We start from the raw sequence: 16,851 nt of genomic DNA, 5'->3' as shown, positions 1-16,851 counted from the left end.
GAGAAAATTAAAATGACTGAAACAGTATCAACACAGCAGGATAAAACCGCTCTTACAAGTTCAGATACACGCCGCCGTATTTGGGCCATTGTTGGAGCATCATCGGGGAATTTGGTTGAGTGGTTTGATTTCTACGTATATTCCTTCTGTTCGCTATACTTCGCCCATATTTTTTTCCCTTCAGGTAACAACACAACACAACTTCTACAAACTGCCGGGGTATTTGCCGCCGGTTTTTTAATGCGTCCGATTGGTGGTTGGTTGTTTGGTTATATTGCCGACAAGCATGGGCGTAAAAACTCAATGCTAATCTCAGTTTGTATGATGTGCTTCGGATCTTTGGTGATCGCCTGTTTACCAGGCTATGAAACCATTGGCACCTGGGCCCCAGCACTGCTTTTACTGGCTCGCTTATTTCAGGGGCTATCTGTAGGAGGGGAATACGGTACGAGTGCAACTTATATGAGTGAAGTGGCAGTAGAGGGCCGTAAAGGATTTTATGCTTCTTTTCAATACGTAACACTCATTGGTGGGCAGCTTTTAGCGCTACTCGTTGTGGTTGTACTTCAACAAGTTCTCAGTGATGGAGAGTTGCGTGAATGGGGGTGGAGGATACCTTTCGCACTGGGCGCAGTACTTGCCGTTGTCGCCCTCTATTTACGCCGTTCATTAGATGAAACTTCAGATAAAGCGACCCGGGAACACAAAGATGCAGGGACTCTGGGCGGCCTTTGGAAAAACCGCCGCGCTTTTATTATGGTTCTTGGATTTACCGCTGGCGGTTCACTAAGTTTTTATACTTTCACGACTTACATGCAAAAGTATTTGGTTAATACAGCAGGAATGCATGCTAATACTGCCAGCGCATTAATGACGTTCGCATTGTTTATATTTATGTTGGTACAGCCCTTCTTTGGAGCTTTATCAGATAGAATTGGTCGCCGTAATTCCATGCTGTTCTTTGGTGGATTAGCGACGGTAGTGACAGTTCCTATTCTTACCGCTTTGCAAAACGTCACCTCTCCCTACGCGGCATTTGGCCTTGTCATATTCGCTATGTTAATCGTCAGTTTTTATACTTCGATCAGCGGGATTTTGAAGGCTGAAATGTTCCCGCCAGAAGTCCGGGCATTAGGTGTCGGTTTATCTTATGCCGTAGCCAATGCGCTGTTTGGTGGTTCAGCGGAATATGTTGCGCTTTCCCTCAAATCTATCGGTATGGAAACAGCATTTTTCTGGTATGTCTCCGGAATGGGAGCTTTAGCATTCCTGGTGTCACTGTTGCTACATCGCAAGGGTAAAGGAATAAAACTTTAATATTTGGCAAATTGCCATATTGCATAGCCGGTGGCCGCACCGGCTACATCCCACGTGAAATCCTTCCAGCTCCACCCGCTCCCTGCCTCACGACTATCCCAAAACTCTTTTGTTGCCCCAAGACTGACTGAAAATAAGAAACCAAAATTAGCACTACGGGAATCACTCCAGTTCTGATGATGACCATATTCATTCCCCGCAGCGGAAAGAATTGCAGAGGCGATAAAATGTTGAGCTTTATCCTGCCCGTGCCACTGATCTTGCGCCATATGGCTGCAACCACTCAAGAGGAACACTAATGGAAGTAATAAACGAAGCATTCACTATCCTCAGGCTATAAAAAAACCCTGCAAGCAGGGTTTTATCAGTATAACGATGAATTACAGAATACGGCTGATCAAACGGTCGATGCGGATACGTCGCAAACGGCGAATGAGCTTACGAACTTTTATAGGATATTCCGCAATACTCTGTAAATCTCGATAATGCTGAATGACAGTAGTATGCGTGCGGATCAATTCCAGTTCATGATCGCGTTGCGTGGTGAGTTCGTGTTTAGGATCATGAATAAGAATCGCATTCTCCAGATCCAGCCGCCATGCTCTCGGGTTCAGGTTATTTCCCGTCAGCAGCATCCACTCGTCATCTACCCACATACCTTTTAAGTGATAACTGTTATCTTCATCTTTCCATAAACGCACAATTAATTGCCCGCTATTAACGTAATATTGCAAACGGCTCAGGAAGCGACGAAGGTTAATTTCGTAGAGATAAGGCAATGCACCGATTATCTTAAATGGCTGATCTTCCGGAATATAAAAATCATTCGCCGTTTTGTCGCCGACAATAATTTCGACCTGCTTACCTTCGCGAAGCAACTGAATAATATTTCGTACCAGTACCGCCGGAAGATTGAAATAAGGCGTGCAAATAACTAATTTTTGCTCAGTACACGGCATCAAATGATAGATAGTTTTATTGAGCAAGCTTGTTTTACCCAAGCCAACCAAAGGCGTAACGGCAAGCTGCTCGTTATCGGCATTCCCCTGGAAATGGAAACTCGCATCCCGCAATTCCTGGCGGAACAAACGAATATCATTTTTAATCTCAGGGCTTTTTGGTCTATGTAATCTATCGAGGCGATGTACCGCACGTCCACGCACCAGATTTTGCTGCATCCAGTTATACATGATGTCGGAAAGCTGCGGATTACAGATGACCTGATAGCGGTCATAACGATATTTATCATGCTGATGTAGATAAACGTCATTCACGCTGGCGCCGCTATAAATCACGCAATCATCAACAATAAAGCCTTTGAAGTGCAGAACGCCCAACGCTTCGCGAGTATTCACAGGCACACCGTGAACAGGGATATCTACACCTGAATGTTCTTCGGCCATGCGATAATACCAGTCGGCATTTGTGTTAGTTGCAGCAGCACCAATTCGGCCTCGCTGAGCACGATGCCAGTCTACCAGGACAGTCACTTCAATTTCCGGGCGTTGTTGTTTCGCCTGGTAAAGTGCAGCTAACACGGCTTTACCCGCATCGTCTTGCTCAAGATATAGAGCGACAATACAGATGCGGCGAGTTGCACTAGCAATTTTTTGCAGCAGGACTTCACGGAAATCCGCTGGGGAGAAAAGGGTCTCTACATCATCAACTGACTGAGAAAGCTTCGGCAATTGGGCAAGGTGTTGTTGATGTTTATTGCGTTTAAATTTAGACAACATCACAGTGCGTATCTTCTCTATTCATTGGATGGCCTTCTGCAAAATCCAGACGTCAGAACTTGCTGATAATACCACTACTGACCCGCAAAGTGAGTAAGTTTTCCAGTACCTTACTCACGAATCCATGCTTTTTATCAATGGAAGTGTCAGGCTGACAATGCCATCTTCCAGTTGTATATCGACATCGAATCCAAGTTTTCGGGCCAATGAGACCATGCCACGGTTATTTGGCATTGTTATGCCGTTAAGTCGTTGAAGCCCATGCTCTAACGTATAGGCAATAAGTTTCTCCAGTAGTCTTCGGCCTAATCCAAGTCCTTTTAAATCAGAGCGCACCAGCACCGCAAACTCGGCATCAATATTATCTGGGTCGGAGATTGCACGAGTTACGCCGATTATTTCGCTGCTACCGTTTTGTTGCCGGACTGCAACGAATGCCATTTCTCGATCGTAGTCGATCTGGGTCATATTGGCTAAATCTTCATGGGTAAATTCGTTGATCTCGCTGAAATATCGGTAGTAGAGATCTTCTTTGGTGACCAGGGAAATAAACTGTCGTAGCAGTGGTTCATCTTCTGGAAGAATCGGGCGAAACAGGCACTGCTCACCATTCTTGAGGACCACGTTTTCTTCAAGTTGGTATGGATAAGGACGGATAGCCAGCCGGGTCTCCGGATCACCCTCGAATTCAGCGAGCTGTAAGGTGACATCCAGCAATGTGAATTCGTTTCCAGAAGCCAGAAGTGGGTGAATATCCAGGCGACGGATTTCCGGACAATCGACAATTAAGTTAGAAACCTGAACCAGAATCTGACTAATACCGGGAACATCTAATGGGCGTAGCGCGCTACGCCCACGAATTTTTCCGCTTTTTATCGCCTGAATAACTAAATAGCGGGCAAGGTTCATGTTCAACGGAGGTAATGCGACAACGGCTTGCTGATCTGGTCGCCATTCTACACCGCCTTCGCCCAGCATAATCAAAGGGCCAAAGACAGGATCATGCTCAACCACGATTCGTAGTTCCTGAGCGCCTGCGCGATTAGCCATGCTTTGAACCAATAACCCATGAATTCGCGCTTGCGGCCACGCCATTTTCACACGGTCGATGATGGCATCAGCGGCTTGTTGAACCTCAGCGGCTGTTCTGAGGTAAAGCATTACCCCCTGAACTTCCGATTTATGTGGAATATCGGGAGAGCGGAGCTTTAATGCCACGGGATATCCGATCTGCTCGGCAATATGCACAGCCTCCGCACTATCACCGGCAATCCAGGTCGGTAATGTGTTCAAGCCATAGGCCTGCAAGATAGGGCGCACTTCATGTGTATCGAGTGAAGTCGCGCCTTCTTTTAATGCCTGCATCAGCAATTGATGCGCCTCGCTGGCATTCGCTTGCAGATTGGCGGGCAGCGCGGGTGTTTCACGCAGCTGTTTTTGGTTGCGACGATATTCCACCATATGCATAAAGGCGGTAACTGCGCCTTCAGGCGTGCGATAAGTCGGAATACCGGCATCACTGAACAAGCGCCTGGACTCCTGAGACGAGTACTCACCGCACCAGTTGGTAATCAACGTGATGTATTTCCCTCGTGGATGCCTGCGGATTAAGTCGATTAATGCGGTGGCGCTCTCAGTCCCCGGCGCTGCAGCGCTCGGGGCATGGATCACCATTAGTGCATCAAAATCCTGGCTATCAAGTAAGATCTCCACGGCGTGAAGATAACGTTCTGGCGTGGCATCATCTCGTAAGTCTAACGGGTTGCCACTTTCAACACTGATGGGCAAAGCACCTTTTAGCTTACCGAGTATTTCTTCATTCAATGTTGCCAGTTTGCCATTGCGTAACCATAACTCATCCAGCGCCAACGCTGCTGGAGCAGCGCCGTTACTGATAATCATGAGGCGTTCGCCGCGAAGCGGTCGCATATGGCTCAATGTTTCTACGGCCGAAAACAGTTCATGAGTGTCTTGCACCCGTAACAAACCGGCTCGTTGAATCGCCGCATCCCAGGCAGCATCGAGTCCGGGATGTGTTTTCAGCAATTCTTGTGCTTTGGTGCTACGGCCGCTTTTAATCACCAGAATGGGTTTGTTACGAGAAGCACTTCGCGCGGCCGAAACAAAACGCCGCGCATCGCTCAAATGTTCCAGATAAAGCAAAATGGCGCTCGTTTTGGTATCGCGAGCCAGATAATCCAGTAATTCATCAACATCAATATCGAGGCTGTCGCCTAACGCAATAAACCACGAGAAGCCCATTTCACGTTGCTGTGCCCAATCCAGAATGGTGTTAGAAACAGCCGCAGATTGGGAGATAAAAGCCAGCTTACCTTTTTGAATCGGGACAGGTGAGAAGCTCGCATTGAGGCCCTGCCACGGAGCAAGTAAACCCAGGCTATTTGGGCCAAGTAAACGTATCTGCCACTGTGCAGCGCAAGCCAGTAAATCAGGCAATTGTTCAGGGGGAGAGGAGAGAATAATGCAGGCTTTACAGCCTTTTTCTCCCAGTGATTGCAGTAATTCCAGGTTACGTTTTGAGTGAGTGCAGATGACGGCGAGATCGGGGGCGAAGGGGAGGCTTGCAATATCAGGCCAGGCAAGCACGCCGCAGACCGCTTTATGGCTGGGTGTTACCGGCATGACCGGGCCGTTGAAACCGCCAGCCAGGAGATTGCGCATCATTAAATAACCCGCGCGATCTGTTTTTGCAGAAGCCCCGATAACCGCAATTGATTTGGGGCGCAGCAGCGCCTCCAGCCCACGTTGACTCATAGCTCTCTCTCTCCTGAGAATTAACTCAGTGAGTTTAAACGCTTTCTGGCTCCGGTGCTGTGATGCTGGATTGATGATGAGGTTTCCCTGCCAGATACCTCTCACGGAATAACGTGAAATGTTCCGTCAGACCTATGGCGGCTTGTTCATCATCTGCCAGGGCAAGCAATGCCGCAGCGACTTCCGCCGTGCAGTATTGCCCCTCGGCATGGGCTTCACGAAGACGATAGGCAGAGACAATACTTAAATCGACTGAAATCACCGGAAGTCCATCAAGATAAGGACTTTTGCGGAACATCTTGCGTGCTTCGGTCCACGTGCCATCCAACATAATGAAGAGTGGTGGCTTGCCAGATTTTGGTGGGGTGGTCAGCACTTCGCGCCCAACGCTTGCATAAGATGCCGGGAATACCACCATTGGTTGGTAATCTTGGGAGCTGACTAAATCGAGCAATGCCTGAGGTGGTTCTGTACGTGACCACTGAAATGCTTCGGTATCCGGTAAAATATCGGCAATTAATCGCCCGGTATTGCTTGGCTTCATCGGCTCTGTATCAAACATCACCAGGCAAAAGCGGCTACGTGCATTCTGAGGTTGTAGCGTTTCACACAGACAGGTTTTTAGCGGCAACAGGCAACGCTGGCAACGGCGTATGCGATTACCACGGGCAAGGAAAGGACGAGTTGCACGCTCCAGGCGTTCAGCGCGAAGACGTAAGACGGCGTTTTCAGTCATCAGATAAACAAGCTTAAAAACGCCATTCTAACGTAGATGAAGTATCCGGGCACAATAAACGTGCCCGCGGCTTAGATGTTTTCGTTCAGCCAGCTTTCAAACGGGGCCTTTGGCATCGCACCGTTTAGCATGTCGACCATTTCACCTTTTTTAAACACCATAATGGTCGGAATGCTGCGGATGCGGAAACGAGCACTTAGCGCTGGCTCCGCCTCTGTATTCACTTTAACAAAACGGACTTTGCCGCTGCGATCCTCCGCCACATCTTCAAAGATTGGCGCGAAGTTGACACATGGGCCGCACCATGGCGCCCAAAAATCGACAACCACTGGTAAGTCGTCTTGCAGCAATTTATCCAGGGTTTCGCTGGTGGCATTAATCACTTCACCATCGAACAGCTCATGACCACAACGGCCACATTTGGCACCGTCATCAATACGCTCATCGGGGATGCGATTAATTGCCTGGCAGGCGGCACAAACGGTATTCATAACTAACCTCTAAAGGATGTGTTGTCCAAAAATGGCGAAATTCACAGATGATGTTTCTTATATGTTAAATATTATCAGCGATTAGTCGAGTGCCAGCAAAGTGATTTATTCGATGAATACAATAGTTGTGGGCTTTTGACCAAAGTTAATGGCTAACCAGTGCCACATCGGGTAATCTGCGCGCCACGCGCTCAGCCAGGTGGAGAAAAGCATGAACGACGAATTTAAAGGTAAAAGCGGCAAGGTCAAAGTGATGTATGTCCGCGGTGACGATGACAGCGAAAAACGCAGCCAAAACCCGCGCACAGGTAAAGGTGGTGGGCGTCCGGCAGCAGCGTCACGCGGTGAGGGCCGTCGTGGTCCACGTCGCGATGATAAACCTGGCGCAGGGCGCGAGCGGAATCGTAGTGACGATCGTGAAGATCGTGGTGATAACCCATGGCGCACGGTTTCACGACCGCCAAGAGAAGAAGTGTCTGAAGCAGGCGAGCAAATGGGTGCCAATGGCAGACCTATTGTTGACCCTGAAATCATTCGCCGCCAACGTGCGGAAGAAACACGTGTTTACGGTGAGAACGCTTGTCAGGCTTTGTTCCTGAGCCGTCCTGATTGCATCGTACGCGCCTGGTTCATCCAGAGCGTGACCCCGCGTTTCAAAGAAGCACTGCGTTGGATGGCTGCAAACCGTAAAGCCTACCATGTGGTAGATGATGCGGAGTTGGTTAAAGCATCCGGTACAGAACACCACGGTGGCGTTTGCTTCATCATTAAAAAGCGTCGCGGCATTACTGTTGACAGCTGGTTATCTAAAGCTGGCGAAGAAGATTGTGTTCTGGCGCTGGAAAACGTGGCTAACCCGCATAACCTCGGCGGCATTATGCGTAGCTGCGCACATTTCGGTGTGAAAGGCTTGCTGGTGGAAGATGCAGCAATGCTGGAATCTGGCGCTGCGGTTCGTACTGCTGAAGGCGGTGCGGAGCATGTTGAAGCAATCAGCGGCGAGACTTTCGAAGAAGGCCTGGAGCAATTCCGTAAAGCCGGTTACGCGATTGTCACAACATCAAGCCATAAAGGAACTCCGCTTTTCAAAGCTGAGTTGCCGAAGAAAATGGTTCTGGTGTTAGGTCAGGAACGCGAAGGTGTTTCTGATGCGACCTTTGAAAATGCTGACATGAGCGTCGCGATCACAGGCACTGGTAATGTTGAAAGCTTGAACGTATCAGTGGCAACCGGTGTGTTGTTGTCTGAATGGTGGCGTCAAAACAAAGCGTAATGCTTTGAGAATGACCGTTTTAAAAAGCCAGCGAAAGCTGGCTTTTTTGTCTCTTTATTCTGGCAAGACCGGCGTCCAGTCAATTGCGGGCTGGTTGCGTTCGGTCAGATACTGATTGGTTTTAGAGAAATGCCCACATCCCAGAAAACCACGATGCGCCGATAAAGGCGAGGGATGAGGGGCTTGTAAAACGTGATGGCGGTTTCTGTCAATAAAACTGCCTTTCTTCTGCGCATGTGATCCCCAGAGTAAAAATACGACGCCTTCACAGTGTTCGTTAATCAGCGCAATTACCTTATCTGTGAATGCTTCCCAGCCTAATTTCGCATGCGAATGCGCATTACCTGCCTCGACGGTTAATACTGTGTTGAGTAAAAGTACGCCCTGACGCGCCCAGCTTTCGAGATAACCATGATTGGGTTGCACAAAATCAGCAATGTCGCTCTGCAATTCTTTGTACATATTCTTTAAAGACGGTGGCACTGCAACACCAGGCAGAACAGAGAATGCCAGACCGTGTGCTTGCCCTGGACCGTGATAAGGGTCTTGTCCAAGGATGACCACTTTCACGTCACCCAGCTCCGTAAATCTGAATGCGTTGAATACGTCTTTCTGAGGAGGATAAACCGTGACTCCAGCAGCGCGTCGTTCAGCAACGGTTGCTAGCGTATGAATGAAATAGGGTTGTTGCTTTTCTTGAGCCAGCACATCGTGCCAGGTGAGGGGGGGCGTCATCTCGCTCTCCTGCGATTTGGAATCTCACTAGCTTAACGGCTTCTTTCTTCTAAACAAAATGGATGAGTCACTGTTGAGACTTAAACCTAAAAAAATTTGAAAATTTACATAATTTTTAATTTCAACCAGGCCAGCTAAGTTGATGTAAAACAAATAAATGATATCATAGGCACATTGATGGCATGGATTTAATTGATTTAAATCAAAGTTTGAAGCCGGTTTGGCTAGTATAAAGATCAGTAACGCAACAATGGTTTTACCAATGAGCCAGTTTATGGCCCGAAATAGAATCACAAAATTAGCCCATAGGGAGAAATAAAATGATTACTGGTATCCAAATTACTAAAGCTGCAAATGATTCACTCCTGAACTCTATCTGGCTGCTGGACAGCGAGAAAGGCGAAGCGCGTTGTGTCTGTGCTAAAGCAGATTTTGCAGAGGACGAAGTTGTCGCAGTGAGCAAACTGGGCGAGTTCGAATATCGTGAAATCGGTGTGGAAGCAAAACCTGAAGTTCGTGTAGAAGGTGGTCAGCACCTGAACGTGAACGTTCTGCGTCGTGAAACTCTGGAAGATGCTGTTAAACACCCAGAAAAATATCCGCAGCTGACTATCCGTGTTTCTGGCTATGCCGTACGTTTCAACTCACTGACTGCAGAACAGCAGCGTGACGTGATTGCTCGTACCTTCACTGCAAGCCTGTAATTTCTAAAGTATTTAAAAAGCCGGTGGCAGTTGCACCGGCTTTTTTTATGGTTCTGATTCAGAAATGTAACAAAATGGTTAAAACTCTAACTCAAATCATAAAAAAACCGCCTCCTGGGAGACGGTTTATATAGCTGCTGATGAATTATTCAGCTGAATCGGTTTTCGTACTGCTTGGTTTACGGCGCTTACCGACATTCTTTTTATCGCGAAGACGCACTTTCACACGCGGTTTTTCTTTCTCGTCTTTCTTCTTCTCTTCGCGCTTAGCGAGCACTTTCTTCGACGGCTTTCCGGTGAGTTTTTCACTCGGTGCGCGGGTGGTTGGGCGCAGCTCATCAATCACGCGAGATTTCATTGGTTCTTTCATGTAGCGAGTGACTTTGCCTAGCAGCAAATGGTCATGCGCTTCAACCAATGAGATTGCAGTGCCTTTCAGACCGGCACGACCCGTACGCCCGATACGGTGCAGATAGGTATCAGCAGTACGTGGCATATCGAAGTTAAACACATGGCTCACTTCTGGAATATCAATACCACGCGCGGCAACATCAGTTGCAATCAGAACGTTCACGCGGCCATCAGTCAAACGCTTGATTGCCTCGGTACGTTTCATCTGCACCATTTCGCCTTCGAGATAGCAGGTATTGATCCCCGCTTCGCGAAGCCAGGCAACCAGTTCATGCACACGATCGCGTTTACGCACAAAGACGATTGAACGAGTGGTATCCGGTTGTTTCAGCAGGTGTACCAACAGAGCGGTTTTATGCTCAATATTATCGGCACGGTAGTACCATTGGTGGATTTTTTTGCGTTCACGTGTTGATGACGTTGCTGAAACTTCAACAGGATCTTCTAACAAACGCTCAGCGAAGTTCTTGATTGCATCGCCTTCAAGCGTGGCAGAGAACAGCATGGTTTGTTTGCGCCAGCGAGTCTCTGCAGCAATGGTTTCGATATCCTGCGCAAAGCCCAAATCCAACATGCGATCGGCTTCATCAAGAATCAGTGTCTCAACCGCACGGCAATCAAAGTTTTCTTCTTTGATGTATTGCAGCAGGCGGCCCGTTGTTGCGACAACGATATCCTGATTTTCACTAAACACTTCAGCGTGGTTCATATAAGCCACGCCACCAGTGATAGTTGCGATATCAAGATGTGTATGTTTTGCCAGCTCACGAGCGTGATCGGCCACTTGCATTGCCAGTTCACGCGTTGGCGTGACGATTAAAATACGTGGTGGGCCAGATTTTTTACGCGGGAAATCGACCAAATGCTGTAACACAGGCAGCAAATAAGCGGCTGTTTTACCGGTACCGGTTGGTGCGGAACCGAGGACATCACGCCCTTCAAGTGCAGGTGGAATGGCGGCAGCCTGAATAGCTGTCGGGCGGGTAAAGCCCTTGTCCTGGAGCGCGAGCAACAAGCTCTCGTCAAGTTCCAGTTCGGAAAAAGTGGTTACAGTCATGGTCTTCCTCTATGTAGGGCGCCGATTATAGACGTTATGGCTGCGATCTTCATCTGTTTGTGTGGATAACTGACGCTTTTCCTGGCAGCAACTTTCCCCTATGCTACACCCGTTTCTCTACAGGGTAGCTAAGATGTGCAGTCAAAGAGCAGTATTGCGTCGTGATGGATTCACCTTTAAACAATTCTTTGTAGCGCACGACAGATGTGCAATGAAAGTCGGAACTGATGGCACGTTGCTGGGCGCATGGGTACCCGTAGCAAATGTGAAAAACGTATTGGATATTGGCACCGGAAGCGGCTTACTGGCATTAATGCTCGCGCAGCGCACGCCTGATAATGTCACGATCGATGCAGTAGAACTTGATCCTGTTGCCGCTGAGCAAGCTGCGGAAAACGCCGCAGGGTGCAAGTGGTCTTCGCGTATATCGGTTCATTGCGCTGATATTCGTGAATGGGCGCAACAAGCCACGCAACGTTACTCGTTAATCGTCAGCAACCCGCCGTTTTTTACCCAGGGCAGTGATTGTGCTTCGCCGGAGCGTGCTCAGGCTCGCTATACCACAACGCTTGATCATAACGCGTTGTTGAGTAGTGCCGCACAGTTGATCACTGAGGATGGCTTTTTCTGTGTGATCATGCCTGAAACGTCGGGAACGGCTTTTTGTGAACTGGCAAAAACACAGGGATGGTTTGTACGTTACCGTACAGATATCGCAGATAATGAAACGCGTATGCCGCATCGAGTCATGTTGGCGTTGTCACCAACAGATGGTGAATACTTTACTGAACGATTAATCATTCGTGGGCCAGACCAACAGTATTCCGAAGGCTATTGCAGCCTGACCCAGGATTTCTATTTATTTATGTAGAGTGGCGAAAGAATGCTTGGCCCAGAGTTTTCGGCCAAATCCGGGTAGTCCAGAGTGTAGTGCAGACCCCGGCTTTCTTTACGCATCATGGCACAGCGCACGATTAACTCAGCAACTTGCACAAGGTTGCGCAGTTCCAGCAAATTGTTCGACACGCGGAAGTTGGCATAGTATTCGTCGATCTCTTGCTGCAACATCGTAATTCGGCGCAGTGCGCGTTCCAGACGGCGCGTGGATCGTACAATCCCAACGTAATCCCACATAAACAGGCGAAGCTCATGCCAGTTATGTTGAATCACAACTTGTTCATCTGGATTATCGACGCGGCTATCATCCCAGTCCGGCAGTTTTCTGGAAATTCGGGCGTATGGCATACGCTTTATAATATCTTCAGCCGCTGACCAGCCGTAAACCAGGCATTCTAACAACGAATTTGAAGCCATACGGTTTGCACCATGCAGACCGGTATAAGTGACTTCGCCGATAGCATATAGCCCGTCAACATCAGTCCGCCCATTTTCATCGACCATCACACCGCCGCAGGTGTAATGTGCCGCTGGCACCACCGGGACGGGTTCTTTGGTGAGATCAATACCCAGCCCCATCAGCTTTTCGTAAATTGTTGGGAAATGATGGCGTACAAACTCTTCTGGTTTGTGGCTGATATCAAGGTACATGCAGTCTGCACCCAGACGCTTCATCTCATGATCGATGGCGCGAGCGACGATATCTCGCGGAGCCAGTTCACCACGCTCATCAAAATCAGGCATGAACCGTGAGCCATCAGGGCGCTTGAGATAAGCACCTTCGCCGCGTAAGGCTTCGGTCAGTAGGAAATTACGTGCTTGAGGGTGGAACAATGCGGTTGGGTGGAACTGATTAAATTCCAGGTTCGCGACGCGGCAACCGGCGCGCCAGGCCATGGCAATACCATCGCCTGAAGAAATATCCGGATTAGTGGTGTACTGATAAACTTTCGATGCGCCACCGGTGGCCAGAACCACCGCTTTCGCACGGCAGGTTTCCACTTTTTCACGATTGCGGTTCCAGACCCAGGCCCCAACCACGCGTCGCGTACCCGGTAAACCTATTTTGTCTGAAACAATTAAATCGACGGCATTACTGCGTTCGATGACACGAATATTCGGGTGGTTAAGCGCTTTACCTACCAGAGTGGTTTCTACTTCTTTACCCGTGGCGTCAGCGGCATGAAGAATTCGACGATGGCTATGTCCACCTTCGCGGGTTAAATGATAGCTTTCTGCACCATTTGGCTGAACTTCGGTATCAAATAACACGCCCTGGTCAATCAGCCATTGCACGCAGTGACGTGCATTACTGGCGACAAACTCCACCGCCTCACGGTCACAAATTCCAGCGCCTGCAATCAGAGTATCTTCTACATGTGAGTCGATGCTGTCCGTTTCATCAAACACAGCGGCAATGCCGCCCTGAGCATATAAGGTTGAGCCTTCATTAATCGGCCCTTTACTCAGAACTATTACTTTGCTGTTTTCGGCAAGCCGTAAAGCAAGAGAGAGGCCAGCAGCTCCGCTACCGACGATTAATACATCACAAGCGAGTTCGGAATTTGCGTTCATCGTGTTTAATTTACTAAACAATGGTTGGGCCAGCATATCACCCGATGTGGGCTACAACACGCTTTTTTTAAAGCAGTGTTATATCAACTAAACAGGACGACGTGCAGAAGTCAGTTTCATCTGAATTATGTGCGGAATAAGCCATATTTGCAGTCAGGCCACCGTGAGCGGCAGATTTTCTGATGAAAAATCATGATTCATGCGATACTCTGCATGCAATTTAGCGATCGCCTTTTACGATAAAAAAGGTGTCACCGTTTGTGCCACGAAACTTATAATCAAGAAGAGATAATTTGTGGAACAGATCAGGAAAACAAAGGCGTAACGGAACTTTGCTCAAATCGAGCGTTCCAACCGTGAACTTGCTCATGTATGCAGAGTTCGGGTGGCTTTTCAATTACGCGTGGAAATAGGTTTGGGGAGACATTACCTCGGATGAGCGAGCAGTTAACGGATCAGGTCCTCGTCGAACGGGTCCAGAAGGGAGATCAGAAGTCATTCAATTTACTGGTAATTCGTTATCAGCATAAAGTGGCGAGCCTGGTTTCCCGCTATGTACCATCAGGGGATGTCCCTGATGTAGTGCAGGAATCTTTCATTAAAGCTTATCGCGCACTGGATTCATTCCGTGGCGATAGCGCGTTTTACACATGGTTGTACCGTATAGCGGTCAACACGGCGAAAAATTATCTGGTTGCTCAGGGTCGTCGTCCTCCATCAAGTGATGTGGACGCAATTGATGCGGAAAACTACGAAAGTGGCAGCGCATTGAAAGAAATTTCGAACCCTGAGAACTTAATGTTGTCTGAAGAACTGAGACAAATAGTTTTCCGTACTATTGAGTCACTTCCGGAAGATTTACGTATGGCAATTACGTTGCGGGAGTTGGATGGTTTGAGCTATGAAGAAATAGCCGCCATCATGGATTGTCCGGTAGGGACTGTACGTTCTCGTATTTTCCGTGCGCGGGAAGCTATTGATAATAAAGTTCAACCGCTTATCAGGCGTTGACGATAGCGGGTTACTGGAAGGGTAATTAGGCATGCAGAAAGAACAGCTTTCCGCTTTAATGGATGGGGAAACTCTGGATAGCGAACTGCTAAGTATTTTGTCGAAAGACGAATCAATGCAGCAAAGCTGGGAGAGCTACCACCTAATCCGCGACACAATGCGCGGCGATACCAGTGAATTACTTCATTTTGATATTGCAGCTAATGTCATGGCCGCAATTGAAAATGAGCCAGTGCGTCATGTCACGCCACTCATTACTGAACAGCAACCAAAACCAGAACAATGGCAGAAAATGTCATTCTGGAACAAGGTGCGTCCGTGGGCTAGCCAACTTACCCAAATGGGTGTTGCTGCATGTGTATCACTTGCAGTAATCGTTGGTGTGCAGCACTATAATGGCCAGTCTGACAACCCTGCTCAACCCGAGGCTCCAGTGTTCAACACTTTGCCTATGATGGGTAAAGCGAGTCCGGTAAGTTTAGGTGTGCCGTCTGACAGCACAGCCAGTACGGGTCAGCAGCAGGTACAGGAACAGCGTCGACGTATCAATGCCATGTTGCAAGATTACGAATTGCAGCGTCGTTTACACGCCGAGCAACTCCAGTTTGAACAGGCACAAACCCAGCAAGCTGCGGTACAAGTGCCAGGAAACCAAACTTTAGGAACTCAATCGCAGTAATGAAGCAACTTTGGTATGCCCTGTCTCTTATGACAAGCAGCCTGTTGTTCAGCTCAAATGCCTCGGCGGACACTGTTTCGTCCGGGGCATTGTTGCAGCAAATGAACCAGGCGAGTCAGTCACTCAATTATGAGTTGGCATTTATCAGCATTAATAAGCAAGGCATAGAATCCTTACGGTATCGCCATGCAAGGCTTGATAATCGTCCGCTTGCTCAATTGCTTCAGATGGACGGCCCGCGCCGAGAAGTCGTCCAGCGTGGCAGCGAAATCAGCTATTTTGAACCTGGGCTTGAGCCATTTACGCTCACCGGGGATTACATCGTTGATTCGCTTCCATCAATCGTTTACACCGATTTCAAACGCTTAACGCCATATTACGACTTCATCTCTGTCGGACGCACTCGTATTGCCGACAGGCTTTGCGAAGTCATCCGTGTGGTGGCCAGAGACGGTACGCGTTACAGCTATATGGTGTGGATGGATTCAGAAACCAAATTACCCCTGCGTGTTGATTTGCTGGACCGTGATGGCGAAACGCTGGAACAGTTCCGTGTGATCTCCTTTAACGTCAGTAAAGAAGCGAACGGCATAATGCAAAGTCTGGCAAAGGCGAATTTACCGCCGTTATTGTCAGTCCCTGGTGCTGAAAAAATTAACTTTACCTGGGCACCGACCTGGCTGCCGCAAGGATTTAGTGAAGTTTCCAGCAGTCGTCGGCCATTACCAACGGTTGATGTCCCTATCGAATCACGTCTTTATTCAGATGGTCTGTTTAGCTTCTCGGTCAATATTAGCCGGGCGGCCAGTAATAGCACCGATCAGATTCTACGCACGGGGCGTCGCACCGTAAGTTCTGAGATTCGTGATAAAACTGAAATCACCATCGTGGGTGAACTACCGCCGCAAACGGCAAAACGTATTGCGGACAGCATCAAATTCAGGAATGGGCAATGATCAAAGAGTGGGCAACCGTTGTCTCCTGGAAACAAGGTGAAGCATTATTAAGCTGCGATGTGAAAGCATCTTGCAGCAGCTGTGCTTCACGCGCTGGCTGCGGTAGTCGCATCCTTAATAAGCTCGGCCCACAAACGAGTCACACCTTATCGGTTGCCTGCGAAACTCCGCTGGTAACCGGTCAAAAAGTTGAATTGGGCATCGCTGAAGGCAGCCTGATAGGTTCTGCATTACTGGTTTACATGTCTCCACTGGTCGGTTTGTTTATCGTATCTGCTCTTTTTCAGGCGATGTTTGATACAAACCTTGCCGCGATTTGTGGTGCATTACTGGGAGGCGTAGGCGGTTTTCTTATCGCTCGCGGGTTCTCTGTGAAACTCAGTCGCCGTGAAAACTGGCAGCCGGTTATTCTCAGCGTTGCTCTGCCGCCAGATGCGCTCAGAGTCGAAACCATGACGCCTGCAGATAACCCGTGAAGCGCATGCTGCCCACCATCTG

17 protein-coding genes are annotated in these 16,851 nt (G+C 48.6%); 9 read left to right on the top strand and 8 right to left on the bottom strand.

Annotated elements, in window-relative coordinates:
- Positions 1-12: 12 nt before the first annotated feature.
- Positions 13-1,317, top strand: a complete 1,305-nt coding sequence (locus AC0IWZ_RS15910; RefSeq protein ID WP_034497767.1) for an MFS transporter — start codon at positions 13-15, stop codon at positions 1,315-1,317.
- Here AC0IWZ_RS15910 and AC0IWZ_RS15905 read toward each other — a convergent pair.
- From AC0IWZ_RS15905 to trxC, 5 genes are all read right to left on the bottom strand, one after another.
- Complete coding sequence (locus AC0IWZ_RS15905; RefSeq protein ID WP_471678941.1) at positions 1,314-1,637, bottom strand: YfiM family lipoprotein; 324 nt, start codon at positions 1,635-1,637, stop codon at positions 1,314-1,316. The genes AC0IWZ_RS15910 and AC0IWZ_RS15905 overlap by 4 nt on opposite strands.
- 60 nt (positions 1,638-1,697) lie before the next feature.
- A complete protein-coding gene (gene pssA / locus AC0IWZ_RS15900; RefSeq protein WP_471678942.1) occupies positions 1,698-3,053 on the bottom strand; it encodes a CDP-diacylglycerol--serine O-phosphatidyltransferase in 1,356 nt (451 codons plus the stop codon).
- 114 nt (positions 3,054-3,167) lie between these two features.
- A complete protein-coding gene (locus tag AC0IWZ_RS15895) occupies positions 3,168-5,828 on the bottom strand; it encodes a bifunctional acetate--CoA ligase family protein/GNAT family N-acetyltransferase (RefSeq protein WP_034497761.1) in 2,661 nt (886 codons plus the stop codon).
- 34 nt (positions 5,829-5,862) lie between these two features.
- Complete coding sequence (locus AC0IWZ_RS15890) at positions 5,863-6,564, bottom strand: tRNA-uridine aminocarboxypropyltransferase (RefSeq protein WP_471678943.1); 702 nt, start codon at positions 6,562-6,564, stop codon at positions 5,863-5,865.
- Between the two features lie 71 nt (positions 6,565-6,635).
- Complete coding sequence (gene trxC / locus AC0IWZ_RS15885) at positions 6,636-7,055, bottom strand: thioredoxin TrxC (protein ID WP_034497758.1); 420 nt, start codon at positions 7,053-7,055, stop codon at positions 6,636-6,638.
- Positions 7,056-7,266: 211 nt separating this feature from the next.
- Here trxC and AC0IWZ_RS15880 point away from each other — a divergent pair, with 211 nt between their 5' ends.
- Positions 7,267-8,328: a tRNA/rRNA methyltransferase gene (locus AC0IWZ_RS15880; RefSeq protein ID WP_034497757.1), complete on the top strand. Its 1,062-nt coding sequence runs from the start codon at positions 7,267-7,269 to the stop codon at positions 8,326-8,328.
- Between the two features lie 54 nt (positions 8,329-8,382).
- On the opposite strand, the gene ung is transcribed toward AC0IWZ_RS15880, so the two are convergent.
- Entirely contained in the window at positions 8,383-9,063 is a 681-nt protein-coding gene (gene ung / locus AC0IWZ_RS15875; protein WP_034497756.1) for a uracil-DNA glycosylase, read from the bottom strand.
- Between the two features lie 320 nt (positions 9,064-9,383).
- Between ung and grcA the strand changes: the two genes are divergently transcribed.
- The gene (gene grcA, locus AC0IWZ_RS15870) at positions 9,384-9,767 is read left to right on the top strand and encodes an autonomous glycyl radical cofactor GrcA (RefSeq protein WP_034497754.1); all 384 of its coding nucleotides are present in this window, start codon (positions 9,384-9,386) and stop codon (positions 9,765-9,767) included.
- A 145-nt stretch (positions 9,768-9,912) separates the two neighbouring features.
- On the opposite strand, the gene srmB is transcribed toward grcA, so the two are convergent.
- Positions 9,913-11,235 carry an ATP-dependent RNA helicase SrmB gene (gene srmB, locus AC0IWZ_RS15865; protein ID WP_034497752.1) on the bottom strand — a complete coding sequence of 441 codons (1,323 nt, stop codon included), beginning with the start codon at positions 11,233-11,235 and terminating at the stop codon, positions 9,913-9,915.
- Positions 11,236-11,368: 133 nt separating this feature from the next.
- Here srmB and trmN point away from each other — a divergent pair, with 133 nt between their 5' ends.
- Complete coding sequence (gene trmN, locus AC0IWZ_RS15860; protein ID WP_471678944.1) at positions 11,369-12,106, top strand: tRNA(1)(Val) (adenine(37)-N(6))-methyltransferase TrmN; 738 nt, start codon at positions 11,369-11,371, stop codon at positions 12,104-12,106.
- On the opposite strand, the gene nadB is transcribed toward trmN, so the two are convergent.
- Positions 12,091-13,707, bottom strand: a complete 1,617-nt coding sequence (gene nadB / locus AC0IWZ_RS15855) for an L-aspartate oxidase (protein ID WP_034497772.1) — start codon at positions 13,705-13,707, stop codon at positions 12,091-12,093. The two genes, trmN and nadB, sit on opposite strands and share 16 nt — an antisense overlap.
- 356 nt (positions 13,708-14,063) lie before the next feature.
- Between nadB and AC0IWZ_RS15850 the strand changes: the two genes are divergently transcribed.
- Genes AC0IWZ_RS15850 through rseC form a run of 5 tightly spaced genes read left to right on the top strand, consistent with a single transcriptional unit; the run spans position 14,064 to position 16,829 of the window.
- Entirely contained in the window at positions 14,064-14,120 is a 57-nt protein-coding gene (locus AC0IWZ_RS15850; RefSeq protein WP_370511345.1) for a hypothetical protein, read from the top strand.
- Positions 14,121-14,142: 22 nt separating this feature from the next.
- Complete coding sequence (gene rpoE, locus AC0IWZ_RS15845) at positions 14,143-14,718, top strand: RNA polymerase sigma factor RpoE (RefSeq protein ID WP_034497749.1); 576 nt, start codon at positions 14,143-14,145, stop codon at positions 14,716-14,718.
- Positions 14,719-14,749: 31 nt separating this feature from the next.
- Positions 14,750-15,397 (top strand): anti-sigma-E factor RseA, encoded by a 648-nt coding sequence (rseA, locus tag AC0IWZ_RS15840; protein WP_120065345.1) that lies wholly within the window; start codon positions 14,750-14,752, stop codon positions 15,395-15,397.
- Entirely contained in the window at positions 15,397-16,353 is a 957-nt protein-coding gene (gene rseB, locus AC0IWZ_RS15835; protein ID WP_410373501.1) for a sigma-E factor regulatory protein RseB, read from the top strand. Before rseA ends, rseB begins: the two co-directional genes overlap by 1 nt.
- Positions 16,350-16,829: a SoxR-reducing system protein RseC gene (rseC, locus tag AC0IWZ_RS15830; RefSeq protein WP_471678945.1), complete on the top strand. Its 480-nt coding sequence runs from the start codon at positions 16,350-16,352 to the stop codon at positions 16,827-16,829. Before rseB ends, rseC begins: the two co-directional genes overlap by 4 nt.
- The last annotated feature ends 22 nt before the right edge of the window (positions 16,830-16,851 follow it).

The sequence above is a fragment of the Buttiauxella sp. AC142 genome, assembly GCF_979253435.1.
This window is presented reverse-complemented; position numbering and strand designations above follow the sequence as displayed.

Excerpts from the sequence above, each read along its gene's own strand:
- AC0IWZ_RS15905 (WP_471678941.1), bottom strand. The coding sequence starts at position 1,637 with ATGCTTCGTTTATTACTTCCATTAGTGTTCCTCTTGAGTGGTTGCAGC.
- ung (WP_034497756.1), bottom strand. The coding sequence starts at position 9,063 with ATGACGCCCCCCCTCACCTGGCACGATGTGCTGGCTCAAGAAAAGCAA.
- AC0IWZ_RS15895 (WP_034497761.1), bottom strand. The coding sequence starts at position 5,828 with ATGAGTCAACGTGGGCTGGAGGCGCTGCTGCGCCCCAAATCAATTGCG.
- srmB (WP_034497752.1), bottom strand. The coding sequence starts at position 11,235 with ATGACTGTAACCACTTTTTCCGAACTGGAACTTGACGAGAGCTTGTTG.
- trmN (WP_471678944.1), top strand. The coding sequence starts at position 11,369 with ATGTGCAGTCAAAGAGCAGTATTGCGTCGTGATGGATTCACCTTTAAA.
- grcA (WP_034497754.1), top strand. The coding sequence starts at position 9,384 with ATGATTACTGGTATCCAAATTACTAAAGCTGCAAATGATTCACTCCTG.
- AC0IWZ_RS15890 (WP_471678943.1), bottom strand. The coding sequence starts at position 6,564 with ATGACTGAAAACGCCGTCTTACGTCTTCGCGCTGAACGCCTGGAGCGT.
- trxC (WP_034497758.1), bottom strand. The coding sequence starts at position 7,055 with ATGAATACCGTTTGTGCCGCCTGCCAGGCAATTAATCGCATCCCCGAT.
- AC0IWZ_RS15910 (WP_034497767.1), top strand. The coding sequence starts at position 13 with ATGACTGAAACAGTATCAACACAGCAGGATAAAACCGCTCTTACAAGT.
- rseC (WP_471678945.1), top strand. The coding sequence starts at position 16,350 with ATGATCAAAGAGTGGGCAACCGTTGTCTCCTGGAAACAAGGTGAAGCA.
- rpoE (WP_034497749.1), top strand. The coding sequence starts at position 14,143 with ATGAGCGAGCAGTTAACGGATCAGGTCCTCGTCGAACGGGTCCAGAAG.
- rseA (WP_120065345.1), top strand. The coding sequence starts at position 14,750 with ATGCAGAAAGAACAGCTTTCCGCTTTAATGGATGGGGAAACTCTGGAT.
- pssA (WP_471678942.1), bottom strand. The coding sequence starts at position 3,053 with ATGTTGTCTAAATTTAAACGCAATAAACATCAACAACACCTTGCCCAA.
- AC0IWZ_RS15880 (WP_034497757.1), top strand. The coding sequence starts at position 7,267 with ATGAACGACGAATTTAAAGGTAAAAGCGGCAAGGTCAAAGTGATGTAT.
- rseB (WP_410373501.1), top strand. The coding sequence starts at position 15,397 with ATGAAGCAACTTTGGTATGCCCTGTCTCTTATGACAAGCAGCCTGTTG.
- nadB (WP_034497772.1), bottom strand. The coding sequence starts at position 13,707 with ATGAACGCAAATTCCGAACTCGCTTGTGATGTATTAATCGTCGGTAGC.